General features: G+C 66.4%; 26 protein-coding genes and 2 pseudogenes. 13 read left to right on the forward strand and 15 right to left on the reverse strand.

The features are described 5' to 3' along the window. Positions 1 to 41: 41 nt before the first annotated feature. Complete coding sequence (locus ABZW16_RS19235) at positions 42 to 845, forward strand: LLM class flavin-dependent oxidoreductase (RefSeq protein ID WP_354957271.1); 804 nt, start codon at positions 42 to 44, stop codon at positions 843 to 845. A 5-nt stretch (positions 846 to 850) separates the two neighbouring features. Here the strand turns inward: ABZW16_RS19235 and ABZW16_RS19240 are convergent, their stop codons facing one another. Genes ABZW16_RS19240 through ABZW16_RS19250 form a run of 3 tightly spaced genes read right to left on the reverse strand, consistent with a single transcriptional unit; the run spans position 851 to position 2,551 of the window. Then, positions 851 to 1,687, reverse strand: a complete 837-nt coding sequence (locus ABZW16_RS19240; protein ID WP_354957272.1) for a helix-turn-helix transcriptional regulator — start codon at positions 1,685 to 1,687, stop codon at positions 851 to 853. After that, positions 1,684 to 2,229 carry a DUF6879 family protein gene (locus ABZW16_RS19245; RefSeq protein WP_354957273.1) on the reverse strand — a complete coding sequence of 182 codons (546 nt, stop codon included), beginning with the start codon at positions 2,227 to 2,229 and terminating at the stop codon, positions 1,684 to 1,686. Before ABZW16_RS19245 ends, ABZW16_RS19240 begins: the two co-directional genes overlap by 4 nt. A gap of 4 nt (positions 2,230 to 2,233) precedes the next feature. Further along, positions 2,234 to 2,551 carry a hypothetical protein gene (locus ABZW16_RS19250; protein ID WP_354957274.1) on the reverse strand — a complete coding sequence of 106 codons (318 nt, stop codon included), beginning with the start codon at positions 2,549 to 2,551 and terminating at the stop codon, positions 2,234 to 2,236. A 165-nt stretch (positions 2,552 to 2,716) separates the two neighbouring features. On the opposite strand from ABZW16_RS19250, the gene ABZW16_RS19255 reads away from it, so the two are divergent. Continuing rightward, positions 2,717 to 3,109 (forward strand): hypothetical protein, encoded by a 393-nt coding sequence (locus ABZW16_RS19255; protein ID WP_354957275.1) that lies wholly within the window; start codon positions 2,717 to 2,719, stop codon positions 3,107 to 3,109. A 111-nt stretch (positions 3,110 to 3,220) separates the two neighbouring features. Further along, positions 3,221 to 3,589: a nuclear transport factor 2 family protein gene (locus tag ABZW16_RS19260; RefSeq protein WP_354957276.1), complete on the forward strand. Its 369-nt coding sequence runs from the start codon at positions 3,221 to 3,223 to the stop codon at positions 3,587 to 3,589. Between the two features lie 175 nt (positions 3,590 to 3,764). Here the strand turns inward: ABZW16_RS19260 and ABZW16_RS19265 are convergent. Together ABZW16_RS19265 and ABZW16_RS19270 are read right to left on the reverse strand one after the other, a co-directional pair. Beyond that, positions 3,765 to 4,448: pseudogene (locus tag ABZW16_RS19265) on the reverse strand (iron-sulfur cluster-binding domain-containing protein). A gap of 2 nt (positions 4,449 to 4,450) precedes the next feature. Next, positions 4,451 to 4,714, reverse strand: a pseudogene (locus ABZW16_RS19270) (metal-dependent hydrolase); the annotation flags it as partial. A 323-nt stretch (positions 4,715 to 5,037) separates the two neighbouring features. Between ABZW16_RS19270 and ABZW16_RS19275 the strand changes: the two are divergent. Beyond that, positions 5,038 to 5,940 (forward strand): trypsin-like peptidase domain-containing protein, encoded by a 903-nt coding sequence (locus tag ABZW16_RS19275; RefSeq protein ID WP_354957299.1) that lies wholly within the window; start codon positions 5,038 to 5,040, stop codon positions 5,938 to 5,940. 338 nt (positions 5,941 to 6,278) lie between these two features. Continuing rightward, positions 6,279 to 6,557 (forward strand): hypothetical protein, encoded by a 279-nt coding sequence (locus ABZW16_RS19280; RefSeq protein ID WP_354957277.1) that lies wholly within the window; start codon positions 6,279 to 6,281, stop codon positions 6,555 to 6,557. Between the two features lie 309 nt (positions 6,558 to 6,866). On the opposite strand, the gene ABZW16_RS19285 is transcribed toward ABZW16_RS19280, so the two are convergent. Further along, on the reverse strand, positions 6,867 to 7,559 hold the full coding sequence (locus tag ABZW16_RS19285; protein ID WP_354957278.1) for a TVP38/TMEM64 family protein: 693 nt from the start codon (positions 7,557 to 7,559) through the stop codon (positions 6,867 to 6,869). 175 nt (positions 7,560 to 7,734) lie between these two features. Here ABZW16_RS19285 and ABZW16_RS19290 point away from each other — a divergent pair, with 175 nt between their 5' ends. The 3 genes from ABZW16_RS19290 (at position 7,735) to meaB (ending at position 13,038) form a co-directional block, all read left to right on the forward strand. Then, positions 7,735 to 9,612, forward strand: coding sequence for a methylmalonyl-CoA mutase family protein (locus tag ABZW16_RS19290; RefSeq protein WP_354957279.1), 1,878 nt, complete (start codon positions 7,735 to 7,737; stop codon positions 9,610 to 9,612). Continuing rightward, positions 9,612 to 11,945, forward strand: a complete 2,334-nt coding sequence (gene scpA / locus ABZW16_RS19295; RefSeq protein WP_354957280.1) for a methylmalonyl-CoA mutase — start codon at positions 9,612 to 9,614, stop codon at positions 11,943 to 11,945. Before ABZW16_RS19290 ends, scpA begins: the two co-directional genes overlap by 1 nt. A gap of 91 nt (positions 11,946 to 12,036) precedes the next feature. Further along, positions 12,037 to 13,038, forward strand: a complete 1,002-nt coding sequence (meaB, locus tag ABZW16_RS19300) for a methylmalonyl Co-A mutase-associated GTPase MeaB (RefSeq protein WP_354957281.1) — start codon at positions 12,037 to 12,039, stop codon at positions 13,036 to 13,038. 34 nt (positions 13,039 to 13,072) lie between these two features. On the opposite strand, the gene ABZW16_RS19305 is transcribed toward meaB, so the two are convergent. After that, entirely contained in the window at positions 13,073 to 13,669 is a 597-nt protein-coding gene (locus ABZW16_RS19305; RefSeq protein WP_354957282.1) for a TetR/AcrR family transcriptional regulator, read from the reverse strand. Positions 13,670 to 13,717: 48 nt separating this feature from the next. Here ABZW16_RS19305 and ABZW16_RS19310 point away from each other — a divergent pair, with 48 nt between their 5' ends. Beyond that, a complete protein-coding gene (locus ABZW16_RS19310) occupies positions 13,718 to 14,119 on the forward strand; it encodes a nitroreductase/quinone reductase family protein (protein WP_354957283.1) in 402 nt (133 codons plus the stop codon). Between the two features lie 458 nt (positions 14,120 to 14,577). Here ABZW16_RS19310 and ABZW16_RS19315 read toward each other — a convergent pair whose 3' ends face one another. The 4 genes from ABZW16_RS19315 to ABZW16_RS19330 form a co-directional block, all read right to left on the reverse strand. Next, complete coding sequence (locus tag ABZW16_RS19315; RefSeq protein ID WP_354957284.1) at positions 14,578 to 16,002, reverse strand: neutral zinc metallopeptidase; 1,425 nt, start codon at positions 16,000 to 16,002, stop codon at positions 14,578 to 14,580. Then, positions 15,999 to 16,859: a hypothetical protein gene (locus ABZW16_RS19320; RefSeq protein WP_354957285.1), complete on the reverse strand. Its 861-nt coding sequence runs from the start codon at positions 16,857 to 16,859 to the stop codon at positions 15,999 to 16,001. Before ABZW16_RS19320 ends, ABZW16_RS19315 begins: the two co-directional genes overlap by 4 nt. A gap of 65 nt (positions 16,860 to 16,924) precedes the next feature. Then, on the reverse strand, positions 16,925 to 17,803 hold the full coding sequence (locus ABZW16_RS19325) for a hypothetical protein (RefSeq protein ID WP_354957286.1): 879 nt from the start codon (positions 17,801 to 17,803) through the stop codon (positions 16,925 to 16,927). A gap of 290 nt (positions 17,804 to 18,093) precedes the next feature. Then, a complete protein-coding gene (locus ABZW16_RS19330) occupies positions 18,094 to 18,588 on the reverse strand; it encodes a MarR family transcriptional regulator (protein ID WP_354957287.1) in 495 nt (164 codons plus the stop codon). A gap of 117 nt (positions 18,589 to 18,705) precedes the next feature. Between ABZW16_RS19330 and ABZW16_RS19335 the strand changes: the two genes are divergently transcribed. Then, positions 18,706 to 19,347: an NAD(P)H-binding protein gene (locus ABZW16_RS19335; protein WP_354957288.1), complete on the forward strand. Its 642-nt coding sequence runs from the start codon at positions 18,706 to 18,708 to the stop codon at positions 19,345 to 19,347. 3 nt (positions 19,348 to 19,350) lie between these two features. On the opposite strand, the gene ABZW16_RS19340 is transcribed toward ABZW16_RS19335, so the two are convergent. From ABZW16_RS19340 to ABZW16_RS19350, 3 genes are all read right to left on the reverse strand, one after another. Next, entirely contained in the window at positions 19,351 to 20,232 is an 882-nt protein-coding gene (locus tag ABZW16_RS19340; RefSeq protein WP_354957289.1) for an amidohydrolase family protein, read from the reverse strand. Continuing rightward, complete coding sequence (locus tag ABZW16_RS19345) at positions 20,229 to 21,254, reverse strand: nucleoside hydrolase (protein WP_354957300.1); 1,026 nt, start codon at positions 21,252 to 21,254, stop codon at positions 20,229 to 20,231. The genes ABZW16_RS19340 and ABZW16_RS19345 overlap by 4 nt, the downstream gene beginning before the upstream one ends. Before the next feature lie 61 nt (positions 21,255 to 21,315). Beyond that, positions 21,316 to 22,524: an FAD-dependent monooxygenase gene (locus ABZW16_RS19350; protein ID WP_354957290.1), complete on the reverse strand. Its 1,209-nt coding sequence runs from the start codon at positions 22,522 to 22,524 to the stop codon at positions 21,316 to 21,318. Positions 22,525 to 22,625: 101 nt separating this feature from the next. Between ABZW16_RS19350 and ABZW16_RS19355 the strand changes: the two genes are divergently transcribed. After that, positions 22,626 to 23,198: a TetR/AcrR family transcriptional regulator gene (locus tag ABZW16_RS19355; RefSeq protein WP_354957292.1), complete on the forward strand. Its 573-nt coding sequence runs from the start codon at positions 22,626 to 22,628 to the stop codon at positions 23,196 to 23,198. A gap of 257 nt (positions 23,199 to 23,455) precedes the next feature. On the opposite strand, the gene ABZW16_RS19360 is transcribed toward ABZW16_RS19355, so the two are convergent. Continuing rightward, positions 23,456 to 24,802: a CoA transferase gene (locus ABZW16_RS19360; RefSeq protein WP_354957293.1), complete on the reverse strand. Its 1,347-nt coding sequence runs from the start codon at positions 24,800 to 24,802 to the stop codon at positions 23,456 to 23,458. 44 nt (positions 24,803 to 24,846) lie between these two features. Between ABZW16_RS19360 and ABZW16_RS19365 the strand changes: the two genes are divergently transcribed. Both ABZW16_RS19365 and ABZW16_RS19370 read left to right on the forward strand, forming a co-directional pair. Beyond that, positions 24,847 to 25,752, forward strand: a complete 906-nt coding sequence (locus tag ABZW16_RS19365) for a dienelactone hydrolase family protein (RefSeq protein ID WP_354957295.1) — start codon at positions 24,847 to 24,849, stop codon at positions 25,750 to 25,752. A 73-nt stretch (positions 25,753 to 25,825) separates the two neighbouring features. Next, positions 25,826 to 26,073: thioesterase domain-containing protein (locus tag ABZW16_RS19370; protein WP_354957297.1), on the forward strand; the 248-nt coding region annotated here is incomplete at its 3' end.

The raw sequence follows: 26,073 nt of genomic DNA on the forward strand, positions 1-26,073 counted from the left end.
GGCCATTGGAACGCTCACCTCCGGTACCTAACGTTGTGCTCATGACCTTGGAAATCGGCGTTATTCTCCCGACCTCGACACCCGATCCCGCGCAGCCGATCCTCGGCGATGTGCGGGCCAGCGCCCGGCTCGCCGAACAGCTCGGACTCGAATCGGTCTGGTCCACAGACCATCTCGTGGCGAGTGCGCCGATGTTGGACAGCACCGTGACGCTCGCGACCGCGGCGGCCGTCACCGACCGGATCCGGATCGGCTACAACGCCATGCTGCTCGCGCTGCGCCCGGTGGCCTGGGCGGCCAAGCAGATCAGCACGCTGCAGTACGTATCGGGGAACCGGTTGCTGCTCGGCATCGGCACCGGGAATCCGGCGCACGGCGATATCGGTTGGCGCGCGGCCGGTATGGCCTTCGAGGATCGTGGCCGCCGCACCGATGAGGCGCTGCGGGTGCTGCCCGATCTCGTCACGGGGTCGAGTGCCGCGGTCAACGGTGTGGATGTGGCCTTGTCGCCCGGATCGGCAATGCCACCGATCCTGGTGGCGGGCAACGGGGCTCGGGCGCGGCGTCGGGCCGCCGAGTACGCCGGGGGGTGGATCACCCTACAGCCCGGCCTCGCACAGCTGGCGACCGAGATCGACGAATTGCGTGCGCTTGCAGCACAATTCGATCGTCCGGCGCCTACGGTCACCGTCGTCGCGCCAGCGTTGCCCGAAGATCACGCCGCCGCCGTCGAACTGCTCGCCGCGCACCGGGATGTGGGAGTCGAACGTGTAATCCTCGCCCCGACCGGCCCGCAATGGCAGCGCGATTATGAGAATGCCGCGAAACTCCGTGCGGCACTGTAGCTGCACTACTGGGGCAGCCGCTGCTTCAGCGCGTCGGTGATCATGGCCCGGGCGGCTTCGCCATAACGCGCCTGCCGGTGCAGCGCCGCCCAGGTCTTCTCGTAATACGCGAGTTCCCGCGGCTGGGTGATGGTCAGACCCGCCGAAATCGTCTCCACCTCGGCGACGCGTTTGTCGAGCAGTACGAAACAGGTTGTGGTGTAGAGGAAATCCGCCGTCCGGGGAATGATGCCGAGTCCGAGCCGCGGCAGCGGCATCACATCGATCAGCCGCTCGAGCTGACCGGTCATCACATCGTCGTCGCCGACGGTGGTGTAGAGCGCCTGTTCGGCCAGCAGGATGCAGATGCGATGGGTGCCGCGGTGCAGAATCCGCTGGCGCGCAACGCGTGCCGCCACCGCGCGGTCGATATCGTCGATGCCGCCGACGAAGTCGATGCAGCGCTGCAGGACCGCCCTGGCATATGGTTCGGTCTGCAACAGCCCGGGGACGACCGCGTTCTCAAAGTTGCGGATCGTGCTGGCGCGTGCTTCCAATTCGATGCGGCGGCGCTGCTGCTGGGCATGTCCGGTCGCGGCGATGCGCCGCCACTCCTGCCAGAGCGCCTCGATATTCGCCAGTGCCGCACGCAGATCGGGCAGCAGCAGTTCGGCGCCGCACAATCGGCACCATTCGGCCAGGTCGTTATCGCTCGGCGTCTGCTTGCCGTGCTCGATGCGCGACACCTTCGCCGAATGCCAGCCCGCATCGGCGGCCAGCTGCACACCGGTCAGATGTGCGGCTTTGCGCAGTTCACGTAATCGCGCCCCGAAGGCTTGCCGGGACTGCTCGACACCGGTCATCCACTCCGCCCGCCGGGCATATAGTCGTGGTGTGGAATTGCTTTGTTCCACAGCGTATCTCGTACTGTCGTGCATCGTGCGACCAAGACGGGGTCGGTGGTTACCGCGGCACCCGCCAGATCGCCTGACTTGGTGAAGATCGTAAAGGCGACCGTCTCGTCGAGTAGCCACCACTCGTCGTCGGTGTACTCCGAAGGATCCGCGAGATGCCTTGGCAGCCAGCGAATATCCTCGCCGTAGTGCTGATTTCGGTCGGTGAGTGCGTGTAGGAATCGAACATAGTCGGTGAGCGGTTCCGAGACCACCCGAACGCGCCGGATCGGCACGCCGCGTCCCGAGACCTCGCTGGTCAGCTCCTCCCAGGCCCGCCACGACGGCGGATAGGCCTGCTCCTCGAAGGGCGGTAGCCCCGCCAGCACCCGGCGCATCGGTTCGGTCTCGTCGGCGACCTGGGAGTGATCATCGGACACCTCTAGATGGAAAGCGTCGCTTCGGGTCTCACGAATGAGATCGTTGGTTTCCTCGATGGTGAAGTAGAGCATTGCATTACCATTCCCATGGGCTCTGTCCGACCGGGACCGCGATCGCGGTTTCGTGATCGGGAATCCGCATGTGCGCCAAGGCATCTGGATCGGTTACCGGTTGCCCGGCGAGAGTGAAGGATCCGTGCCCGGAGTCGTGCAGTGGAACGCCGATATAGGTGCCGGGTTGTAGCCAGCCCAGCAACATATGGGGTATTTCAACGTGGTTGGCGTGATGGGCCACCCGGTAGCCCTGGACTAGATACAGATGTCGATCCTCATCGATCCACAGCCGCGGTGAGCCGGTGTTGTTGGTGGGTCCGCCGAGCAGTTGTATACGCATCAGAGTGGCCTCGTCTCGCGTGGAGAATTGCGCTGGCTATGACCAATCGTCGCCGGTCAGCGCGATGAGGGTCAACAGATTCCGCAAATCCCCGCAAAACCATGGTGTCGCGGGAGCCCGGTTTCCTACCGTTTCAGCTAGGTGCTGGCAGACAGGGTGTGCAAGATGAGCGGGTCCGAGCCATGGGAGGTTGTCGCGGGATTGGGAGGCGAAACGGGGGCATTTGGCAATGGGGTGGCGGCGAAACCTTGGGCGATCGGGTTCGTGCGGTGGGACATTTCCGGATCCATGGTGGACCACGACGTGCGGGGCATCCGCAACTGTGCGGCCCGGCTCGGCTACGACCTGGTCCCGATGACGGTTGGTCCGCAGGGTGATCCGGTCGCGCGGTTGCTGGCGGCGATAACGCGCTGTGGTGCGCATGCGGTGCTCGTGCCGAACTGCGAGCACATCTGGGCCTCGAGGCGTGCGGTCACCGAGGTCTGCGACCTCATCGTGGTCTGCGGAGACACGGTGTGGGAGCGCGGCCATCAGTGGCCGCGCTGGTTCGCCAGGTGATCCTTACCTCGCGCGTAATCGACTCCGCGATCGGCAGCGGGCAAGGTTGGGGTATCCGCATCGGAACTTCGACGGATGACCGAAATACCTTTCAGCAGAGGATGATTCACTATGTCGAACTATGAGGACGCGGTCGGCCGGTACTTCACCGCGTGGAATGCCACCGACGATGACGTGCGCGCGCGGGCGGTGGCCGCGGCCTGGCATGAGGACGGCTTCTACACCGATCCGCTGGCCGACGTCGCCGGGCACGAGCAGTTGAGCGCCGCCATCGGGGGAGTGCATCAGCAGTTCCCCGGCTTCGAGTTCCGTCAGCTCGGCCCGGTGGACGGGCACCACGATACTGCCCGCTTCTCATGGGAGCTGGTATCGGTGGCCGACGGGAGCGCGCCGGTCGCCGGGACCGATGTGATCACCTTGGCCGAGGACGGCCGCATCCTCGGTGTGCGCGGCTTTCTGGATCGGGTGCCAGGGGCGTGAACACCACGACGCCATGACCGCCGCTTCAGGAGCGCCTCGCGTGGCACGACTCCGGCCGCGGCGCGCCCCGATGCTCGCACCGAATGTTGGCGCGAGCATCGGGAGCGGGTGTCCCGGGGATTTCGTCGATGCCGCCCTGTACCCGTGCATCTCGCCTTCGACGCGAACTGAATCCCTATTGGTCGAAGGCGATGTGCACGCGGGGGATGCCAGGAGGGTTTGGCAGGCGAGAGTGAGGCCCTGCGCCAGTCCGTCGTCGATGAGGGCCTCGTTGTGGAGCATTCGCGTTCGGCCCTGCCCAACCGAGCAGACACAGGTGCCGCAGGCGCATTCGCGGCGACTGTAGGGAGGCGTCGATGCCCTTGTCCAGCAACAGATCCAGAAGTTTGGTTCGCATGGGCCAGCTCCCGGTCCCGATTGGCCTACAGGAGCAGGATTTTCGCGCGTCCGGCGATCAGCATGGTTCGCACGATCGACATGATCGGAGTGATTCCGCTGCCACCAGCGCAGCACAAGACATCGGTATCGAAATCGCGCGGTCCGAAGTTGCCCGCCGGTTCCAAAACGGTGATCAGATCGTCGGCGGCGATGGTGTCGCACAACAGATTCGACGCGTAGCCGCCCGGCGTGCGTTTGACGGTCACGGCGAGGCGGTCGTCACAGCGCGGACTACTGCACAGCGAATAGCGCCGCGCCACCGACCCGGTGCGGTCACTCGGCACCTTCAGCGTGAGATATTGGCCCGGCCGGTAGGTGAATCAATCCGTGAGATCGCTGGGGACATCGAAAACAGGGTGGTGGCACCCACGGTTTCGACAATGACCTCGGCGACCTTCACGATATGGGCGCGGGAGTTCATCCCTCCTGGCCGACAATGCCCGCCACCCGCTTCTGCAGCACCGGATCGGTGATCTGATCGGCGAATTTGCGCACCGATCTGATGAACGCCTCCTCGCCGGGCGGGAAGCCTGCCGCGAGTCCGGCGATGAAATTGCTGAAGACCATATCGCCGTCCGCGAAGTACTTGGACATGGGCTCCGGCTCGCCGAAGCGGACGGTGACTCGTCTGGCCTGGGGATATCCAGGGATCGTGCGGCCCTTTGCCCGCACGGTCTGCTCCGTCATGCGCACCTCATTGGGCTCGGTACCGTAGGTATGCGGTACTGCAAGTACGGTACCGTCTCAGACGGTTGGACAAGATTGTCGTGTGGATTGATACGAAGGCGCTGTTTCGAACGCGTCGGCAGCGTTCTTCGGCGGCGGATGAATCCGGTTGCGCCTGTGGCGAACACGGTGCACGGGCGGTGGCGGCGGGGCATGCTGGAAAGGGCGCCCTCGAGTCGAGTGCGCGCCCGATGAGCAGGATGGTGGTCAGCGTGGACGACGAATCGGTCCCGTTGTCGGGCCAGGGCGACGCCGCACGACAACACAATCTCGACGAGTCCGCAATGGATGCGTATTCGCGCACCGTCATCGCAGTGGCGGCGTCGGTCACTCCGCATGTGGCGAGCGTGCGTACCCGGCGGGGGAGTGGATCCGCGGTGGTGTTCACCGATGACGGATTCCTATTGACCAATGCGCATGTGGTCGGCTCGGCGGGCAGCGGTGATGTCGTGTTCGCCGATGGTGTGGAATCACGCATCGATATCGTCGGCGTCGACCCACTATCGGATCTCGCGGTGCTGCGGGCACGCGGCGGCGCTCCGGGCGCGGTTGTCCTCGGCGACGCGGACAAGCTCGTGGTCGGGCAGTTGGTGGTCGCGGTCGGGAGTCCGCTGGGGTTGGCGGGCTCGGTGACCGCGGGCGTGGTGAGCGCGCTGGGCCGCGCGGTTCCGGTCGCTTCCCGACGCGCCGGACGGGTGATCGAGGATGTGATCCAAACCGACGCCGCGCTGAACCCCGGCAATTCCGGTGGTGCGCTTGCGGATTCGGCGGGTCGAGTGGTCGGCGTCAATACCGCGGTCGCCGGAGTCGGTCTGGGCCTTGCGATTCCGATCAATGCCACCACCCGGCGCATCATCAGCACGTTGCTCGCGGACGGCCGGGTCCGCCGCGCCTATCTCGGCCTCGTCGGCGTCCCCGCCCCGCTTCCCGCATCCGTGGCGGACCGCACCGGCCAGCCCGCCGGTGTCCGTATCGTCGAGGTGGTTCGCGGCGGCCCCGCCGACCACGCGGGCCTGCGCCGCGGCGATCTCGTGCTCAGCGTGGCCCGTTCCGAAGTGGCCGATGCCCAGGGGATCCAACGCCAACTCTTCGGCGACGCCATCGGCGTCTCCATGCCAGTGACCGTCCTTCGCAACGGCGCGATGGTGGACGTGTTCGCGATTCCCATCGAACTAACCGTCGACTAGCGCATCGCCGAATATTCGCACCCACAGGGGCCCTGTGCCTCATGTCGAGATGCCCGCGAACGGTGAGTCGTTGCCTCATCGGAGATTGCCCGGCAATGTATTCATGCCTTGATACGCCGCAATGACAGCCATTGAACGGCTGTGTGTGTTCAGGGTGACGGGAGAAGGCCTGACCCTGACGCTGCGTCGGGGTTGCAACCTTGCTTTATGACGAAGAACGTCGCTTCCGCAGCTCGGCCCGCTCCGCCGATCGGAGGGTTCCAGGAGGTCGGCGGCCGCCGGGTTGCGAGCCTGAGCGTGATGCCTCCAGCAACCGCCGCTACAGCGCACAGGCGGCGGTGGACCTCGTCCGAATCAGGACCCTCGCCGATGCCGGAGTGCCACTGGCCCGCATCGACGCCCTGCTGCACGCACAACCAACCGAATTCGCCGCTGCCATCACCGACATCGATACCGCATTGCAGACCTGTCACGCGGGCAGCAGGCTGCGAGGCTCGTCAGCCAGCTGGGCATTGTCCGTGATCAGCGTCGTGCTGCAGGTCGGGATACCCGCGTTCGGCGACTTCGCGATGCTGGTTTGCAGGCGCTGGGTCGGGTACGGCGGTGCTTCGCCTTGACGACCTCTAGGAGTTCCCCGGTGCGGTCGAGGATGTCGCGGCGCAGCTGTGCGGGATCGAGCGCCTCGTACTGGCGTGAGAGGGCTGGTGACGGCCGCCGGGTGCGTACTTCCCGCACCTGGTACCGGCTAGTGCAGCACAGAGATTGCGCCGCGCTGGTGCTCGGGAGAGCAGGATCGCGGATGGCGACCTGTCCCTAACGGTCTTCGCACCCTTCATAGCCCTATCAGGAGTACGGCGAGGAGCGCGCTCAGGCGAGGGGAGCGCGGTGAGCAGGTATCGGATGTGGTGTCGCGCGCGGGTATTCGATCAGTCGGTGCTCGAGGCTGGTGCCGCGGTGGTGGGTTCCTGAGCTGGCTGATGGGTTTGCGACCAGCGCGCATCGACTATCAGCCCGATAATGCCGATGGCGATCAGCGCTCCGGAGACCACCAGCATCCCTGGATGGGTACCGCCGGTGAGGGCGTCACCGAGGATGACGGTGCCGATGGTGCCGGGGAGGATGCCGATGACGGTGGCGATCATGTAGGGCCAGAACTGGATCGAGGAAAGCCCGCAGCTGTAGTTGATGACCGAGAACGGGGCGAAGGCGATCAGGCGCAGCGAGCCGACGGCGAGCCAGCCGCGGCGTTCGAGGCGCTCATCGATGGAGCGCACCGCCGGGTGGGTGAGGTGGGCGGCGACGCGGTCGCGGTCGAGGGCACGAACGAGCAGAATGGCCAGTGCGGCACTCACGGTCGTCGCGGAGGCGGCCAGGACGATGCCGAGCGCCGGGCCGAACAGGACGCCCGCGCTCACCGTGAGCACCGTTCGCGGTACCGGCGCCACCGTGACCAGCGCGTGGACCACGAAGAACAGCAGCGGGAAGATGGGACCGACCGAGGCGGCCCAGTCCTGCATCTGCTGTGGCGTCGGCAGCGGGGCCAGCATCGCCGCGATGAACAGCGCCGCGCCGCCGACGAGCAGAGCGACGACGCGTGGGTCACGGATCAGCCTTGTCACCCGCGAAAGGTTACCGGTTGGTAGTGGCGGCCACGGTCAACCGGCTGCCGCGCTGCCGCTAGCATCAAAAGAAACGGGACGAATGCTCGTTAACTGATGTGCTCGCTGAGCTGGGCGAATGCAACGGTTTCGGGCGCACGCAAGGCGTGCGTCGAGGAGAAGAGGAACAGCAGCTATGCCGATTGCTTCAGAGCCGGTGGCCGGAGCGGAGCCCGCGGAACGGCCGGACGTTCCCGACTATGCCGCATGGCGCAAGGGTGTGGCCGGGGTGCTGGCGAAGGCCAGCCGGGTCGGGGTCGCCGAACTTCCCGAGGAGCCCGAGAAGCTGCTCGAGGAAAAGACCTACGACGGGCTGACCATCGCCCCGCTGTACACCCGCCGGGACGAGCGGGCCGAACTGCCGCTGCCGGGCGAATATCCATTCGTGCGTGGCCGCGACGCCACCCGAGACGTGCATCGCGGCTGGTATGTGGGCGCTTTAGTCGATGCACGAGATGGCGCCACAGCGAATCGTGAGATCCTCGCGGGTCTGGAGAACGGGATCAGCGCACTGTGGCTTGCCGTCGGCGAGCGGGGTGTTCCGGTCGCCGAACTGCCCGCGGCGCTGTCGGGGCTGCTTTTCGAACTGGCGCCGCTGACCCTCGATGCCGGTACCGCGGCTTCCGATGCGGCCCAACAGGTTTTCGCGGTGCTCGACGGCTACCAGGTGGCCGACCGGGCCGGTATCCAGGTGGCACTCGGTGCGGCCCCGCTGACCAGTCGCTTCGCCGGAACCGCCGATGTCGAGCTGGCCGAGGCGATCGCCTTGGCCGGTGCCGCGGTGGCGCGGTCGGAAACCGTGCGCGCTATCACCGTGGACGGCACCGTCTTTCACAATGCCGGTGCCTCGGACGCACAGGAACTCGGTGCCGCGGTGGCCGCGGGTCTGGCCTATCTACGCGCGCTCACCGCCGAACACGATATTGCGGATGCCTTCGACCAGTTGGCATTCCGCTTCGCCGCGACCGACGACCAATTCGCCACCATCGCGAAATTCCGTGCGGCCCGCCAACTCTGGGCCCGTGTCGCGCATGTGTGTGGTGCGCCCACCTTCGGTGACGCACCCCAGCACGCGGTGACCTCCGCGGCCATGATGACCCAGCGCGACCCCTGGGTGAATATGCTGCGCACCACCCTCGCCGCATTCGGCGCCGGCGTCGGCGGCGCGGATACGGTGACCGTGCTGCCCTTCGATTCGGCATTGCCGCCGGGCGAGCTCGGTGTCTCGAAGTCGTTCGCGGACCGCATGGCGCGCAATACCCAGCTGCTGTTGCTCGAGGAGTCGCATCTCGGACATGTGCAGGATCCGGGTGCTGGCTCCTGGTACGTGGAGGATCTCACCGCCGCGCTCGCTGCCAAGGCATGGGAGTTCATGCAGGAGATCGAGGCGGCGGGTGGATATGCGACCGCACTGGATTCCGGCCTGCTCGCCGAGCGCATCGCCGCCACCCGGTCGGCCCGGGGTGCCGATGTGGCCCACCGCAAGACGGCGGTCACCGGCGTGAACGAATTCCCCAATCTGGCCGAGGCACCGCTGTCGGAAGCCGCGCGGGCGGCCGGGCAGGTGGCCCGCTACGGCGCAGCCTTCGAGGCGCTGCGCAATCGCTCGGATGCCTACCTGGCGGCCAAGGGTGCGCGCCCGCGTGCGCTGCTGGTGCCGCTCGGCACGGTGGCCGAGCACAACGTGCGGGTGACGTTCATCGCGAACCTGCTGGCCTCCGGCGGTATCGAAGCGGTGCATCCGGGTCCGTTGGAGGTGGCCGGAATCGGTACGGCCGCAACGGAATCCGGTGCCACGATCGCCGTACTGTGTGGTTCGGACAAGCGCTATGGCGAACAGGCGGGTGCAGCCGTCGAACAGTTGCGCGCCGCCGGAATCGAGACGGTACTGCTGGCCGGTGCGGAAAAGGCCGTTGCCGAGCTGAGCGGTGCACAGCGCCCGGACGGCTATCTCGCGGCCCGCATCGATGCGGTCGCCGCACTGTCCGACCTGCTGGAGAAGGTGGGAGCCTGATGACACTGAGTCATATCGACAACCCGGGGCACATCGACGAACCGGGTGGTATCGAACATCGGATCGGCAGTTTCGCCGAGGTGCCGCTGTCCGAGCGTCCGGCCGAACCCGCCGAGGTGGACGCCGCGCAGGTCGACGCGTACGTGCGCGCCGCCGCCGAGGCGAACAACTACACGCCTGAACAGCTGGTGTGGTCGACGCCCGAGGGCATCGACGTGCCACCGGTTTTCACCAAGGCCGATCGCGATGCCATTGCCGCCGAGGGGTATCCGCTCGACAGCGTGCCCGGTATCGCCCCGTTCGTGCGCGGTCCGTACCCGACCATGTACGTCAACCAGCCGTGGACCATTCGCCAGTACGCGGGCTTCTCCACCGCCGCGGACTCGAATGCCTTCTACCGCCGCAACTTGCAGGCGGGCCAGAAGGGTCTTTCGGTCGCCTTCGATCTGGCGACGCACCGCGGCTACGACTCCGATCACCCGCGCGTACAGGGTGATGTCGGCATGGCCGGTGTCGCCATCGATTCCATTCTCGATATGCGTCAGCTCTTCGACCACATCCCGCTGGACCAGGTGAGTGTGTCGATGACCATGAACGGTGCGGTGCTGCCGATTCTCGCGCTCTATGTCGTCGCGGCCGAGGAGCAGGGCGTCGCGCCGGAACAGCTGGCCGGAACCATTCAGAACGACATTCTGAAGGAGTTCATGGTCCGCAATACCTACATCTATCCGCCCAAGCCCTCGATGCGGATCATCTCCGATATCTTCGCCTACACCAGCGCGAAGATGCCGAAGTTCAATTCGATCTCCATCTCCGGCTACCACATTCAAGAGGCCGGAGCCACGGCCGATCTAGAGCTGGCCTACACCCTCGCCGACGGCGTCGAGTACATCCGTGCGGGTATCGACGCTGGTATGGAGGTCGACAAGTTCGCGCCGCGGCTGTCGTTCTTCTGGGCCATCGGCATGAACTTCTTCATGGAGGTCGCCAAACTCCGTGCGGGACGGCTGCTCTGGAGCGAACTGGTCGCGAAGTTCGAACCGAAGAGTGCGAAATCGCTATCGCTGCGCACCCATTCGCAGACCTCCGGGTGGTCGCTGACCGCGCAGGACGCCTACAACAATGTGGCGCGCACCTGCATCGAGGCCATGGCCGCGACCCAGGGCCATACCCAGTCGCTGCACACCAACGCCCTCGATGAGGCGCTGGCCCTGCCCACGGACTTCTCCGCGCGCATCGCGCGCAATACCCAGCTGCTGATCCAACAGGAGTCCAACACTACGCGGCCGATCGATCCCTGGGGCGGTTCGTATTACGTCGAATGGCTCACCCACCAGCTGGCCAACCGGGCCCGCGCGCATATCGCCGAGGTGGAGGCGCACGGCGGGATGGCGCAGGCGATCGGCGAGGGCATCCCGAAGCTGCGCATCGAGGAGGCCGCCGCGCGCACCCAGGCGCGCATCGATACCGGCCAGCAGCCGGTTATCGGCGTGAACAAGTACCAGGTCGAAGAGGATCAGCAGGTCGAGGTCCTCAAGGTCGAGAATTCGCGGGTGCGGGCCGAGCAGATCGAGAAGCTGAATCGGCTTCGGGCCGAACGTGATGCGGGTGAGGTCGAGCGGGCGCTGGCCGAATTGACCCGTGCGGCAGCCTGGGAGCGGAGCCTGCGGAGCGACCCGACGGCCCCAGCCGAGGGTGGCATGGAGAACAACCTGCTGGCGTTGGCCATCAATGCCGCTCGGGCCAAGGCCACCGTCGGCGAGATCTCCGACGCGCTGGAGCAGGTGTACGGCCGCCACCAGGCCGAGATCCGTACCCTCTCCGGTGTGTACCGCGACGAGGCCGGGAAGGTGACCAATATCAGCAAGGCGATCGAACTCGTCGAGGAGTTCGCCGATGCGGAGGGCCGTCGACCGCGCATCCTGGTCGCGAAGATGGGCCAGGACGGGCACGACCGAGGACAGAAGGTGATCGCGACGGCCTTCGCCGACCTCGGCTTCGATGTCGACGTGGGCCCGCTGTTCCAGACCCCGGAAGAGGTGGCGCAGCAGGCGGCCGATAACGACGTGCACGTCGTCGGTGTGTCCTCGCTGGCGGCTGGCCACCTCACGCTGGTGCCCGCCTTGCGGCAGGCACTGGCCGATGTCGGGCGTCCCGACATCATGGTCATCGTCGGCGGTGTCATCCCGCCCGGTGATTTCGAAGAGCTGTACGCGGCGGGTGCGGCGGCGATCTTCCCGCCCGGCACCGTGATCGCGGACGCCGCGATCGATCTGCTGAAGAAGTTGGCGGGCGAACTCGGTCACGAGATCGGCGGCGGCAGCGGCGAATGATTCCAGCATCGCGCAGCGGTTCGATGGGGGGCGGTGGTCGGGCGACGGGTGGGCTTCCAGCGTCGCGTAGCGATTCGATGGGGGTAGCCGGGTGACGGCCGGGTCGAAGCGCGTCATTGACATCGATGCACTCGCGCAGGCGGTCCGCTCTCAGGAGCGGGCCGCCATTGCCCGGGCCATCACCCTGGTCGAATCGACCAGGGCCGATCATCGGGAGCTCGCACAGCAATTGCTGCTGCAACTGACCCCGCCCACCGATACCGTCACCTCGAATCGTGTTGGTATCACCGGTGTTCCCGGCGTCGGCAAGTCGACCTTCATCGATGCCCTCGGCATGGATCTGATCGGCAAGGGGCATCGGGTCGCGGTGCTCGCCGTCGACCCGTCCTCCACCCGCACCGGGGGTTCCATCCTCGGTGACAAGACCCGCATGGCGCGACTGTCGTTGGAGCGCAATGCCTATATCCGTCCGTCGCCGACCGCGGGCACGCTCGGCGGCGTCGCCAAGGCGACCCGTGAAACGATCGTGCTGCTCGAGGCCGCGGGCTATGACGTGATCCTGGTGGAAACCGTCGGTGTCGGCCAGTCCGAGGTGACCGTCGCGAATATGGTCGACGTGTTCTGCTTCCTCACCCTGGCCCGCACCGGAGATCAGTTGCAGGGCATCAAGAAGGGCGTCCTCGAACTCGCCGATCTGGTCGCGGTCAATAAGGCCGATGGCAAACACGAGATCGAGGCCAAGGCCGCCGCCCGCGAACTGGCCGGGGCGCTGCGCCTCATCCATCCGCACGACGCGCTCTGGCGTCCACCGGTGCTCACCATGAGCGGGCTGGAAGGCCATGGGCTGGACAAGTTCTGGGATACGGTGCTCGAACACCGCCGCGTCCTCACCGAGGCGGGCGAATTCGCCGAAAAGCGTCGCCGCCAGTTGGTCGATTGGACCTGGACCATGGTGCACGACCAACTCCTGCGCCGTCTCGCCGAGAACCCCAACGTCAAAGCCATTCGCGCGCAAGTGGAGAAGCAGGTGCGTGACGGCACGCTGACCGCCGCATTGGCCGCGGAACAGCTTCTCGACGCCTTCGATAGCTGAGCCTGGCTCTCGGCAAGATCGGGGCCGTCTTCGGCTAGACGGCAGCGAGTTGGGCGGTCAGCGCCCCGGCGAGTTCGGCTGCACCCTCGGCGTGTAGGGCGCTGGGCTGGAACAGGATTCGGTACCACAGCACGCCGAAGGCCTGTTCGACGGCCAATTCGACCGGTGCGGTGGCGGGGATCCCGCCGCGCGATCTGCTCTGTTCGATGACCTCGGTCAGTGCCGTTCGGCGGCGGGCCAGGAATTCACGCAGGGCCTGTTCGAGGTTCGCGTCGTCCTGGGCGGCCATGACCGCGGCGATCAGGGCTTGGCGGTTGCGTTCGGTCTGTGCGGCGGCGAAGGTCTCGCGCAGGAAGATTTCCAGATCGCCGCGCAGGGTGCCGGTATCGGGAATCGCGACGGCCTGTTCGGCCGAGTGGACCAGCGCGTCGAGTAGGACCGCGTCCTTGGACGGCCACCAGCGGTAGATGGTCTGACGGCCGACGCTCGCGTGCGCCGCGATGCGGTCCACCGTGACACCCGAACTCCCGTATTCGGCAAGGAGTTCGGCGGCGGCGGTCAGAATCGCCGCCCGCGCCGCCGCATTGCGGCGGGATCCGGTGTGCACTCGGGTACTCGCGTTTTCGGCCATGCCTGATCCTACCTTGACGAGACTGACAGTCTCGACAACACTCGCATCATGACTACACCGGCTGACAATTCCTGGCGACTGCGTCTCGACCACGCCTTCCACCGCCGCCTCGCCAACCCGATCACCACGCGCATGCGCGACCAGATCCTGCTGGAAACCACCGGGCGCAAATCCGGTGAACCGCGGCGCACACCGGTCGGCGGGAAGGTGGTGGGGGAGCATTTCTGGATGGTCTCCAACCACGGCGAGCACTCCGACTACGTGCGAAATATCAAGGCGGACCCCGCCGTTCGCGTACGCATCGATGGCCGATGGCACAACGGCATCGCCCATCCGCTCCCCGACGACGACGCAATCGCCCGCCTGGCCACCCTCCCGCGGATGAACAGCGCCATGGTCCGTGCCTTCGGCACCAATCTCCTGACCATCCGCATCGACCTGACCGACTGACGAGTTGCCGAACTCGACGGCCGCGGTGGCATTCGGCTTCCGTTTCCAGCGGACTACCACTATCGGCCTCGGCGGTTCACACTGTCCGTTCCACTTCGACCGCACCTGACGAGTCGCAATCGAGACTGAGACAGCCGTTGATTCGCTGTCTCAGTCGCTTTGCCGTGGTCGGACAACAGCGTGGTTGTGCAGGTTCCGATGGTCGACTCGCTGCTGCGGCACTATGCCGCTGACGCGCGTTCGCTGCTTCCCGGTACGGCGGCCGGGGTGATGCGGCTGATGCATCCGCAGCTCGGCAGGTGGCAATGGCGATACCGCCGCCTTCGCCGCGCTGGCCCAGGGCGGCCGGATCATCACGAATCGCATGAACCATTGGGGTCTGCGCACCGCACTCCGCGTCGTCGGCGCGGGCACCCACGTGGAGCGGTACCGCCCCGTCGCATAGTGCGCATCGTGGCCTAGCTCGCGTCGGTGTAGGTGTTGTCGCAGGCCGTACGACCGTGCTTCAGGCCCAGCTGATAGGCCTCGATGCGAGCGAATCCGCTGGGCACCGAAAGGCCGTCGACGTTGCTGGCGACCAGCCCGTCCCGCAGCAGCCCGGCCAGCGCTTCGTCCACATCACCTTGGGACAGTGCGCTTTCCGGCTGCTCGCCCGTGGCCAGGGCATCGGTGTAGACGCCGGTGTAGCACGCGACATGCAGTGCGGTGCTCTGCTCGGAAAGTGATCGGCCGGAAGCCTTTTCGACCGGAAGCAGGACGCGAGAGACAACCAGTGCGTAGGCATCGAAGTCGCCACTGGGCACCAGGCTATCTACCTTGCGCCCGCGTTTCACCAGCCCGGGCAGGTCGATGCCGATGGTGTTGGTGGACGGGCAGTACGAGACCGGTGTGGTTTCGTGCGCATCCGGGCAGCCCCGGATCGCGCCGGTGTATTCCACTTTGGGCTTGTCCTTCAGCTTGAACAGTTGGGTGACGAAATCGATCTGGGCTTGCACCGAGTCCCGGGTGATCTCCTGTTCGCCGGTTTCGGTGGAACTGAATATGGCGGGCAGATTGCCGCGGCGTGCCGCGATTTCGGCATCGTCGATCCTGCTGCAGGCGTCCGCGCCGTCGGTGATGCCGAGCTCCAGGGCGCTGGCCCGCTCGAATCCATTTCCGTGCTCGGACGGCATCGTTCCGATGTAGTAGCCGTCGCGCAACGACATTGCCGCGGCGACCACCCGGTTCAGCCCGTCGGCAGTATTGAGGGCGAAGCGGGCCGACTTGCCCTCGGCGACGGATCTCAGGTAGACCCCGGCGAAGCAGTCGGCCTGCTGTTCACGCACGACGGTCGTGGTGGAATTGTTGACCAGCCTGGCCTGATCCTGGATCGCGTGTCCGTACTCGTGGGCCAGAATGTATGGGACGGTCTCCTCGCCGAGCCGGGCGTACATCGAAATCAGGCCGCGGTCCCACGCGATGAGTCTGCCCTGCTTGCAGTCGCTGGTGTAGAAGGCGTTCGGCATACCGGTAACGGATTCGCCGCAGACGCTTGCGGCCGCATCGTCGGAGTCGTAGGAGACGTGGTGGTCGACGGGTATGAACTGGCGGCCGAATATCTTGGGGTACTGGACGCGCCAGTAGTCCTCGACATCGGCGACCGCATCGGCTGCCAGCAGGTCGACCGGCGTGCCGGTGAATCCGTCCACCGTGATCGCGGGCGGTGGCACATGCTCGCGCAGGCCGCTGGGACCGTCCGCGACCGTCAGACCCGCGACCTCGGTCGCGTCGTAGCCGACGCGCGCGGGTGCGGCGGGGTCGTCGCCGCACCCGGCGACCAGGGCGAGCACAGTGACCGCAATAAGCGTCCCCAGCAGGCCCCGGCGCAAGGTTCGTGCGTTCATCGGTGTGCACTCCCGGCCTGGACCGTGTTCAGCACGGCGGAATCCACAATCAGCCACCGCCCGCCGATACGTTCGAGCTGGAAGGTCACGCGGTGGGTCACATCGGCCCGCTGAATGGTTACCGTGATACTCGCCGAATCGCCGTTGACGACGGTCCGATCGACGGAGCGGATCGCGAATCCCTGCAGCGCCGTGAAGTTCTCCGCACTGATATCCGCAATCTGTTGTGCGGCAGCGAGATTGCCGCTGCCCGATGCATCGAAAAGATTCTGGACCGTCTGCTGCACATCGGCCTCGTCCGACAGCTGGGTCCGTTTGCGTTCCGCGGCGGGATCGCTGGGCAGCTTGCTGATCCGCCATGCGCCGTCGATCCTGGTCAGTTCGATCCGTGGATGCTCGTCGCCGATATCGGCCCGCTCGCCACCGATCGAGTGGCCGGTCACGGCGACCCGCGCGCGGTCGCCGTCGATCTCGACGTTATCGAACCAATTGACCACGAAGTGGCCGTTCTGGGCCGTCACCTGCTTGACGTAGTCGGCGAATGCGGTCGGCGGTACATCGAATTCGGCCTTGGCCACGTCGTCGGTGACGTCGGCACGGACCTTCGTCAGATCGCCGCGCTGCCAGTCGGCGTAGTAGTTGTCGATGGCGGCGCGCACCCGCACTTCGGCGGTCGGCCCGGACTGCGTCGGGCGGGTGAGCAGGTAGCTTCCGCCTGCCGCGCCGCCCGCGATCGCGACGATAACAAGGCTGCCCAGCGCGATGAGCGCCCAGCGCCGCAATTTGCGTGCGACGGGATTCGCGGGCACATCCGGCATCGGCGACAGCGGCTCCGTGAGCGAGGGTGGAGTCCACATGATGGGTCCTTTCGGCATTGCAAGGTCGGTGGGCGGCGGCGGTGCGTCCGGGCCGGGGTGCGGGCTCATCGGCTGATCTCCGCGGAGTCGGACAACTTCCATTCGCCGAAGATCCGCTCCAGGGTCAGCTCGGCGACGTACCTGCCGTCTCGGTCCTTGCCGGTGACCGTGACCTTGGCCGAGTCGCTGCGGATCACCACCTCGTCGACGGATTCGAGCGTGCCCCAGTTGCGCAGGGTGCGCGCGAACTGATCCGGTGAGGTGCCGACGATGCTCTGAGCGACGGGGCCGTCGCTCAATGCGGCAAGCCGCTCACGATCGCGGTCCGCGACCGCGTTGTAGAACTTCGTGACGACGTCACGTACCGCTTGCTCGGCGGCCGCCTGCTCCTGTTCGGCCTTGGTCGCGGGATCGTCTTCCGGCCACTTGCACAGTCTCCAGTCACCATTGATTCGGGTCAGCGCGAAGCTGGTGTGCTGCGCGCCGATATCGCCACGATCCATATGCCCGGACACCGAGGCGCGTGCGCGATCACCCGAAACCTCGACAGTGTCGAACGCGTCGATCGTGAATCGACCGTTCTTGTTGTTGTCCAATCGAATCAATGCGGCAAACTGTCCGGGCGAGAATTGCGACAGCTCCTCCGAATACTCGGCACAGAATGCGGAGCGCAGCCGACCGATATCGCCGTCCTGCAGTGCGGCCGTGGCGGATCGAACGGCGGCCCGGACATGATCCTCCTCGGTGGGCCGGTCCAGATGCGCCCGAACGGGGAAGTACGTGCCCGCCCCGACACCAGCGAGCACCAGCAGCGATACGACACCGATCACAACAGCCCTGCGACCACGGCGGCTCGGCGCAGGCCGTCCCGCGGGCGCGCCGTGCTGCACTGGACCAGCTGCCGGGATACCGGGGGCTTGCAAATTGTTCTCGGACTCGGACATGCCTTTCCTCTCGATTGTGACCGTTGCCACTAAATTCTGCGGTTGGCGGTCCGCTGTTAACGGGCAGCAATATAAGAAATCCGCTCGATGGGCCGACCCGGCCAGCAAGCGATCGCGCCGGTTAACGATTCCGACGTAGATTGCGAAATTTAGAAAATGTCCGCGTCACGAATCGTTGCAAAATGAATCATCCTTCGGCAATCGAGGATGAACGCCGCTGATTTGCAATTTCCTTGCGGTGGAGTGGATTCCGACCGCAAGACGAGTTGGCTCGAGTCCGATCCTGAGCGTCAGACCGAATCGCCGTGTGCCTCGAGCAGGGTGCGCAGTGCGGATGCGAGCTGCTTGCGTTGCGCGGGCGTCAGGGGCTCGAGCAGGCGGGCCTCGGTGGCGACGTGGTCGGGCAGTGCCGCATCGATGAGTTCGCGTCCCGCTTCGGTGAGCGTGACGTGTACGCCCCGCCCGTCGTATTCGCTGCGGGCGCGGGCGACGAGGCCGCGTTCCTCCAGGCGGTCGAGGCGCTGGGTGACCCCGCCCGAGGTGATCATGGCCGAGCGCATGAGTTCGGTGGGAGTGAGGCGGTGGGGTGGGTCGCTGCGGCGCAGGGTGGCGAGGACATCGAAGGAGGCGGCGTCGAGTCCGTGCGCGGCGAAGGTCTTGCGCAGCTCGGTTCCGACGACCTGGGACAGTCTGGTCAGTCTGCCGAGCACGGCCATCGGCGAGACGTCCAGGTCGGGACGCTGCGTGCGCCATTGGTCGAGCACCCGTTCGACATGATCGGTCACGACCGCAGCCTAGCGAATACCTCAGCGGTGAGGTATCTCATAAGCGGAAATTACTTAACGCTAAGCTATGTTTCTTAGAGCTAAGTGATCTACGAGCTCGACGAAAGGCGAATCATCATGCGTATCACCGTATTCGGAGCGGCGGGCGATGTCGGAAGTCGGGTCGTGGCCGAGGCGCTGGACCGCGGCCATGAGGTCACCGCGGTGGTCCGGGACCTCGCGCGGGCCCGTGCGGTGCCCGCCGCGGCGACGCTGCGCACCGGAGACGCCGCGAATCTCGACGATGTCGTATCGCTCAGCGCGGGCCGGGATCTGGTGATCACCGCGACCCGCCCGGCACCCGGTCACGAGCAGGAACTAGCCGCAATCACCTCGGTGCTCCTATCCGGTCTGGCGCGCACCGGCGTCCGGCTGCTAGTGGTCGGGGGCGCGGCCACCCTGGTCGTGCCCGGCGCGGATCCGCTGACCCTGCACGAAAGTCCGGACTTCCCGGTCGAACTGCGTGCCATCGCGCAGGCCTGCGCCGACCAATTGGCCATTTGCCGCGCCGAAACCGCCACCGACTGGACGTATCTGAGCCCGCCCGCCGAACTGGTGCCGGGGGAGCGCACCGGCAGCTACCGGGTCGGCGCGGATGAACTGCTCACCCGCGCCGATGGCGTCTCGACCATCTCCATGGAGGATTTCGCGGTAGCACTGCTCGATGAGGCCGAGCGGCCCGCGCACCGCCGGACCAGATTCACGGTGGCAGGGGCCTAGGTGCTAATGGATCCCGAAGAGCCGGGCGGCATTTCGGTAGCAGACCTGTTGTAGCCAGGCGTCGCCCAGGTCCAGGCGTTCCAGCGAGTAGATCGAATGCCCGTAGGAATACGGGATATTCGGGAAGTCGCTGCCGAACAGAATCCGGTCACCGAAGTGGCGCAACCTGCCGTGTTCCGAGGTGGGGAAGGGGGCATCGGCCTCGGTGAAATCGGTCCACACCATCGTCGTGTCCAGATACACCCCCGGGTATTCCTCTGCCAGATCCAGGAATTCGGAGTATTCGGGTGTGCCCATATGCGCGATGATGAGTCGCAGGCGCGGAAACCGCTGCAACAGACCGGCAATGGGCTCGGGTCCGGTGAATTCGCCGGGTGCTGGACCGGAGCCGCAGTGGATCAGCGCCGGTATCTGCGCATCCTCCAGCATGCCCCATACCGGATTCAGCAGCGGATCACCGGGATGGAAGTCGCCGACCTGCACATGGACCTTGAATATCCGGGCACCGCGTTCAATGGCCGCCTCCACGTAACTGTCGGCGTAATGTTCGGGATAGAACGTCGCGGTGTGCAGGCAATCCGGGGTGCGCTCGGCGAATTCGGCGGTCCATTCGTTGAGCCAGGCCGCCATATCGGGTCTATGGGGATAAACCAGCGAGGTGAATGCGCGAACACCGAAGCCGCGCAATGTCTTCAATCGGACCTGTTCATCGTCGCGGTAGGCGATGGGCCACTCCCGGCCGACCAGCGGACCGGCCGAATCGAAGTACGCCCACACCTTGGCCATCACCTGCTCCGGCATGAAATGCGTATGGACATCGATGATTCCGGGCAGGTCGAGTCGGGTGCGGAACTCGGCGAGATAGGTATTGTCGTCGCCTGTCATTGCGCCCCTTCCGGATAGATCGCGCGAGCGAAGTCGCCGACCCTGGTGATCAATCGCTCGAAGAACACATCGGGCTCGGTGCCGATGACAATGTCGGCGTTGGGTTCCCGGCCCCACATGCCAGCCCAGTCCGCTACCGTCGTCGCGCGCGTAAGGGTGCCGACGAGTTCCACATCGACCGTTGCCGGTCGAGTGCTGGCGAGTGCGGGATCCAGCGCGACGGCCGCCGCGAACGGATCGTGCATATGCGCGAGATAGCCCTGGTCGTAGAGCTTGTGGAAGTCGAAATAGAACCGGACTGCATCGGTGAAATGGCGCACGATGGGATTGCTCGTCGCCGACCTGGCCTCCGGCGGATCGGTCTCCGAAACCACCTCGACGGGCAGGCTGCCCGCGCGCTCGGCGAGCTGGGCCACATGTTCGGGCCGCATTTCGATGGTCTCGGTGATATCGAGCGCGCAGACAATGGGCCGTCGATCGGCGGGGGCGGCGGCGAAGGCGTCGAAGACCTCCTTGGCCGCCTCCGGGTCCACGTGCACATTCCATTCGTTGGTCGGGGTGGTATTGCCGGGATGGTTGAAGGCCCCGCCCATGATCACCAGCCGCCGCAGCAGCAGTGGCAATCGTGGTTCGAGCCGAAGGGCGAGTGCGAGATTGGTCAGTGGTCCAGTGCAGAGCCCGATGATCTCGCCGGGTCTCGCACGCACCAGATCGACCCACATCTGCGCCGCGGACCGGGCCGAGAGCGATCGAGCAGACTCCGGCAGTTCCGCATAGCCGACGCCCTGCGGCCCGTGGGTGTCCTCGGTGGTGCGCAACGGGATCGCGAGCGGTGTCGCGGCACCGAGCGCAACCTCGATATCGGGTGCGCGGCACACATCGAGCCAGGCGAGATTGTTCGCCGCCACCTGCGGCGCGGGCACATTGCCCGCGGTGGCGGCGATTCCCACGATCTCGGCCTCCGGGGAGGCGAGGAGGTACAGCAGCGCGAGTGAATCATCGATACCGGTATCGACGTCCATAATGATCTTTTGCCGCACCCGTCGAGCCTAGCGAGTCGATGCCGTCGCTCAGCCGTGAGGCTCAGTAGGAGGGCAGCACGTAGTCGTCGGTGTCGGTCATCATCTTCATCATCACCGGCCGGAGCAGTCGCGAGGTCATCAGGCGCATGCTCACCTGCGCCATGCGAGTGCCGATGCGCGAGGTCGGCAGCATCATCTTGATGCCACCGCCGGGCAGTTCCTTGGCCTTGTCCAGGAACGGCGTGACGATCTCCGCATAGCGGGTCAGCGCCTTCGCGAGATCGTCAGGGGCGGAGGCGATTTCACCAGCCAGGACGTACGCGCCGACAATGGCCATCGCGGTGCCCATGCCGGTCATCGGGGAACCGCAGAAGCCGGAATCGCCGAGCAGGGTGACCCGGCCGTTGGACAGTGACGGCATATCGACGCGGGCCAGCATGTCGAAGTAGAAGTCCGGGGTGGTGCTCATCGCGTCCAGCACGGCGGGCGCCTGCCATCCCGCTTCGGCCAGCGCGTCGTGGATGAACCGCTGCTGCGCGGCCACATCGCGGTGCAGCGCCGGATCGGCTTCGGTGCGCACGGTGATGATCGCCTTCGAGGTTGCCGGATCGGCATCCGGTCGAATCGCGACCGCGGCGCTGGGCACCGTATGCATCTTGAACCAGCCGGGCTCGGTTCCGGCGGGCGTCGGGATGGTGAAGAAGGACATGTACCCGCCGAGGTAGGTGACGAACTGTTCCTCCGGGCCGAAGGCGAGCTGCCGGGTCGCCGAATGCACCCCGTCGGCCCCGACGACCAGATCGAAGCGCTCGGTGCGACCCGATGCGAAGGTGACATCCACCCCGGTGTCGTCCTGCCGCAGTCCCTCGATCCATTCGCCGTAGCGGTAGTCGAGTTCGCCTGCCGTGCTGGCGAGCTCGGTGAGCAGCACCTGATTGAGATCGCCCCGGGTGATCTCGATTTCGGCCACCGGCCCCTTGCCGTCGAACATCTCTGCGGGCATCCGGGCGAACTCCCGGCCCTGTTCGTCGACGTAGGCCATACCGCGCTCGTCGAGCTGGTATTTGCGGATGCCCGGCATGATTCCCATCCGCTCGGCGACCTCGCGGCTCGGCCCGCGCAGGTCGACGGCCTGACCGCCGGGGCGCGGCTTGGGGGAGCGCTCTACGACGGTGGTGCGGATGCCCGCACGCAGCAACTGCAGCGCGAGCGCGTTGCCAGCGATGCCTCCGCCGCTGATGAGGATGTGGAGGGTGTTGGTGGTGCTCATGACCGCGCCAATCTGTCGGACGAATGTGTCAGACAAATGTTTAACACAGAGATGGCACGAACGTCTAGTACAAATGTCTAAGTCAAGTGTAGGCTGAGATCATGGGAAATCGAGAAGACCTGTTGGCGGGAGCGCGTAAGGCCATTATCGAACGTGGTGTGGCAAAGACGACCGCCCGCGATATCGCCGCGGCGGCGGGTGTGAGCCTGGCCGCGATCGGCTACCACTTCGGCTCCAAGGATCGGCTGATCACCGAGGCGCTGGCCCAGGCGCTCGGCACCGATATCGGTGACCGGATGGAGGCGCTGGTCCACGACGGCGCCGGTCAGCCGCCGCTGGCGGCATTCATCCGGCTGTGGGACGGAATGCCGCAGGTTTTCGAGGACAACCGCGAGGGCATGCTGGCCAGTCTGGAGAATCTGGTGCGGGTCGCGCGCACACCGGAATCGAAGACCTATATGGACGACAGTCTGACCGGTGCCTACACCGACCTCGGTCGGGCGCTGCGGGAATCTCGCCCGGATCTGGATCAGGACACCGCAGAGGCGATCGCCGAACTGTATTTCGTACTGACCCAGGGCCTCGGCATCCTGTGGACCATCACCAGTGGCAACAACCTGCCCGACGGCGCCCGATTGGCCAAGGCCATCGCGGCTCTGGCCCGCGAGTCCTGACCGGTCGGGACTGATCCGGGGGCGCTCCGGCGGGGATGTGCCGCAGCCGCGGCACCGCGATCACCGAAAGTGCCAGTGCGGCAAGGCCGGCAATGGTCGCGGTGCCGTGCACGCCGTCCAGGAATGCCGTGCGCGCCGCGAGCAGAACTGCGTCGCCGAGCCGTTCGGGCAGCGTCGCCGCCACTTGCTGTTTCATCGGCCACCGCCGATCGACCGCAAACGAATTTTCCGCGGCCCGGAGCAGGTCCGCGCAGGTGCTACCGCGTTGGCAAGGGCCAAGCGGGTCGGTCCGCACCGTACCGCGGTGCGGGCCAGGCGTAGTCCGGATATTCGGCGAGCACCGGCGCCGCGGTGGTGATATTGCCGTGCGTGACCGCCGCCATCGGATTCGGCGCCGTGGCCTGCGGATGCCGCGGGGTGCGGCCGGAGGCGTCGAGGAGCCAGGACGCGGTGCGCGCCAACGCGACTCGGACGTCGCGTCCGATGCCGTCATGGGCGCGGGCGACGAGCGCATCGATCACACCGGCGGCGAGCAGATAGCCGGAGGCGTGGTCGAGTGCCTGCGCGGGCAGCGCCCCGGGCACCGCGGGTGCGCCTTCGATGATCGAGATACCGGCTGCGGCCTGCACAATGCTGTCGAAACCGCGGCGTTGACCCCAGGGACCGGATTCGCCCCACGCCGATATCCGCCCGTGCACCAGGCCGGGACGACGGGCGGCGGTCAGCCCGGCGTGTTCCAGCGCGCCGGGCCGATATCCGGTGATCAGCACATCGGCCGCGGCGAGCAGATCATTGACCACCGGTAGCTGCGCACGCAGATCGAGCAGCGTCGAGCGTTTCCCCTGGCAGGTGTCGTGGTACTGCCAGGGGATTTCGGGTAGTCGCGGCGGGTCGATCCGCAGCACATCGGCACCGAGCAGCGCCAGTGTTCTGGTCGCCACCGGTCCGGCGATGACGCGGGTCAGATCGAGCACCCGGACGCCACGCAATGGCTGCAACGGCGATGCGCCGATCGGCAAGCCGATCTCGCCACGATCGATCCGGGTGTCGATCGCCACCAGCGGACCTGATGCGGCGGCCTGCCCCTGTGGACTGGCCGCCCACTCCGCTTCGGTGCGCACCTGTACCGCGATCGCGCCGTGCGCGGCGGCGAGTTCCTCCACATCGCTGGCGCGGCTCATCGCCATCTGCGCGACCGTCAGATCGACGGGCGCGTCATCGGGGAGTCCGAGCGCGGCGAGCAGTCGCGCGCGATGATGCGGGTAGTTGGCGTGGGTGCGGACCCAGCCGTCGAAGGTCGGGAAGAATCCGGATAGGTCGGCGAATGCCGACGCGGGCGCACCGCCGATGCGCAGCAGCCGCTCACTGGAGAAGGCGGCGGCGATCCGGTCCGGATCGAGCCGGTGCGCCACCGGATTCAGGTGGTGTACGTCGCGTATGCGGTTGGCCGCCGCCGTCATCGCGGCCACCGAACCGGCGGCCAGCGCCCAAACCGGCAGCGTCGCAGCCAAACAGCCGCCCGGATCGGCGGAGGGGGTGGTGTCGGAGGCCGGGACACCGATTCCGGCTTCGTAGTCACGGACCAGCTGTTCGTGCGCAATCACCAGACCGAGAGTAGCTGTTGTGCAGCAGTAGTAGGGTCGGGGCCATGACGCCGCTGCAGCGTTACATAGCCGAAGAGATTGCCACCGATCACGCCGACGGATTGATCGGCCGCCGCGAAGCACTGCGCCGACTGGGAATGCTCGGGGTCGGCGCCACCGCGGCGGTCGCCCTGCTCGCCGCCTGCTCGAGCAGTGGTGATCAGGCGAACTCCGCGTCGACGGGCTCGACACCCGCGGCGTCGGCGGCCCCGCCAGGGGTGAACGGCGCGGTCGCGGTCACCGCGATCACCTTTCCCGGCCCCGGCGGTCGTCAGCTACAGGCTGCGTGGGCGGCCACCGCGCAGCCGCGCGGAAGTGTGCTGGTCATCCACGAGAACAAGGGACTCACCGACCATATCCGTTCGGTGACAGGACGTTTCGCGGGTGCCGGATACTCCGCACTGGCCGTGGACCTGCTCTCCGAGCTGGGCGGCACCGCCGCCTTCAAAGATCCGGCGGCGGCCACCGCCGAACTCGGCAAGATCGCGCCGGAGCAGTTCACCGCCGATCTGCAGGCCGGAATCGCCGAACTGGAGCGCCGGGTGCCCGGAAAGAAGGTCGGCGCCACCGGGTTTTGCTTCGGCGGCGGTCTGGTCTGGCTGCTACTGGCCGCGGGCACCCCGACACTTGCCGCGGCGACTCCGTTTTACGGCCCCTTCCCGGAGAATGGGGACCTGACCGGCTCGAAGGCCGCGGTGCTCGGCATCTACGCCGCCAAGGACGAACGGGTGATCGCCTCGCGACCCACCGCGGAAGCGGCACTCGACCGCGCTGGCCTCACCCACGAGATCTACGTCGCCCCGAACGCGGACCACGCCTTCTTCAACGACACCGGCCCCCGCTACAACCCGACCGCCGCGGCCGAGGCCTGGCGACGGGTCCTGGATTGGTACGGAACATATCTCGGCTGAAACATCACGGTCGGCAGACCGATATCGCGGTCGGGGCAATGTGAGGAATCTTTCAACGGAGAAGGAGATCGACGTGGGCAGAGCCATGGTTGCGACGGACTGGCTGCGGGTGCTGCGAGCGCATCCCGCGCCGCGCCACCAACTGCTGTGCCTCCCGCCGGGCGGTGGTTCGGTTACCGCATATCGCGCACTGGCCGAACGGCTCGACGACGGCATCGCCGTCGTGGCCGTGCAGTACCCGGGTCGGCAGGACCTCCTCCACGATCAGGTCGACGAGGGTGTCCAAATCGTCAATGGCGGGCTCACCGAGCCGGTCCTGCC

The organism is Nocardia sp. NPDC004604 (assembly GCF_040609795.1).
Taxonomy (GTDB): Bacteria; Actinomycetota; Actinomycetes; order Mycobacteriales; family Mycobacteriaceae; genus Nocardia.

Excerpts from the sequence above, each read along its gene's own strand:
- ABZW16_RS19235 (WP_354957271.1), top strand. The coding sequence starts at position 42 with ATGACCTTGGAAATCGGCGTTATTCTCCCGACCTCGACACCCGATCCC.
- ABZW16_RS19240 (WP_354957272.1), bottom strand. The coding sequence starts at position 1,687 with ATGACCGGTGTCGAGCAGTCCCGGCAAGCCTTCGGGGCGCGATTACGT.
- ABZW16_RS19245 (WP_354957273.1), bottom strand. The coding sequence starts at position 2,229 with ATGCTCTACTTCACCATCGAGGAAACCAACGATCTCATTCGTGAGACC.
- ABZW16_RS19250 (WP_354957274.1), bottom strand. The coding sequence starts at position 2,551 with ATGCGTATACAACTGCTCGGCGGACCCACCAACAACACCGGCTCACCG.
- ABZW16_RS19255 (WP_354957275.1), top strand. The coding sequence starts at position 2,717 with ATGAGCGGGTCCGAGCCATGGGAGGTTGTCGCGGGATTGGGAGGCGAA.
- ABZW16_RS19260 (WP_354957276.1), top strand. The coding sequence starts at position 3,221 with ATGTCGAACTATGAGGACGCGGTCGGCCGGTACTTCACCGCGTGGAAT.
- ABZW16_RS19275 (WP_354957299.1), top strand. The coding sequence starts at position 5,038 with ATGGATGCGTATTCGCGCACCGTCATCGCAGTGGCGGCGTCGGTCACT.
- ABZW16_RS19290 (WP_354957279.1), top strand. The coding sequence starts at position 7,735 with ATGCCGATTGCTTCAGAGCCGGTGGCCGGAGCGGAGCCCGCGGAACGG.
- scpA (WP_354957280.1), top strand. The coding sequence starts at position 9,612 with ATGACACTGAGTCATATCGACAACCCGGGGCACATCGACGAACCGGGT.
- ABZW16_RS19305 (WP_354957282.1), bottom strand. The coding sequence starts at position 13,669 with ATGGCCGAAAACGCGAGTACCCGAGTGCACACCGGATCCCGCCGCAAT.
- ABZW16_RS19310 (WP_354957283.1), top strand. The coding sequence starts at position 13,718 with ATGACTACACCGGCTGACAATTCCTGGCGACTGCGTCTCGACCACGCC.
- ABZW16_RS19315 (WP_354957284.1), bottom strand. The coding sequence starts at position 16,002 with ATGAACGCACGAACCTTGCGCCGGGGCCTGCTGGGGACGCTTATTGCG.
- ABZW16_RS19320 (WP_354957285.1), bottom strand. The coding sequence starts at position 16,859 with ATGTGGACTCCACCCTCGCTCACGGAGCCGCTGTCGCCGATGCCGGAT.
- ABZW16_RS19325 (WP_354957286.1), bottom strand. The coding sequence starts at position 17,803 with ATGTCCGAGTCCGAGAACAATTTGCAAGCCCCCGGTATCCCGGCAGCT.
- ABZW16_RS19335 (WP_354957288.1), top strand. The coding sequence starts at position 18,706 with ATGCGTATCACCGTATTCGGAGCGGCGGGCGATGTCGGAAGTCGGGTC.
- ABZW16_RS19340 (WP_354957289.1), bottom strand. The coding sequence starts at position 20,232 with ATGACAGGCGACGACAATACCTATCTCGCCGAGTTCCGCACCCGACTC.
- ABZW16_RS19345 (WP_354957300.1), bottom strand. The coding sequence starts at position 21,254 with ATGGACGTCGATACCGGTATCGATGATTCACTCGCGCTGCTGTACCTC.
- ABZW16_RS19350 (WP_354957290.1), bottom strand. The coding sequence starts at position 22,524 with ATGAGCACCACCAACACCCTCCACATCCTCATCAGCGGCGGAGGCATC.
- ABZW16_RS19355 (WP_354957292.1), top strand. The coding sequence starts at position 22,626 with ATGGGAAATCGAGAAGACCTGTTGGCGGGAGCGCGTAAGGCCATTATC.
- ABZW16_RS19365 (WP_354957295.1), top strand. The coding sequence starts at position 24,847 with ATGACGCCGCTGCAGCGTTACATAGCCGAAGAGATTGCCACCGATCAC.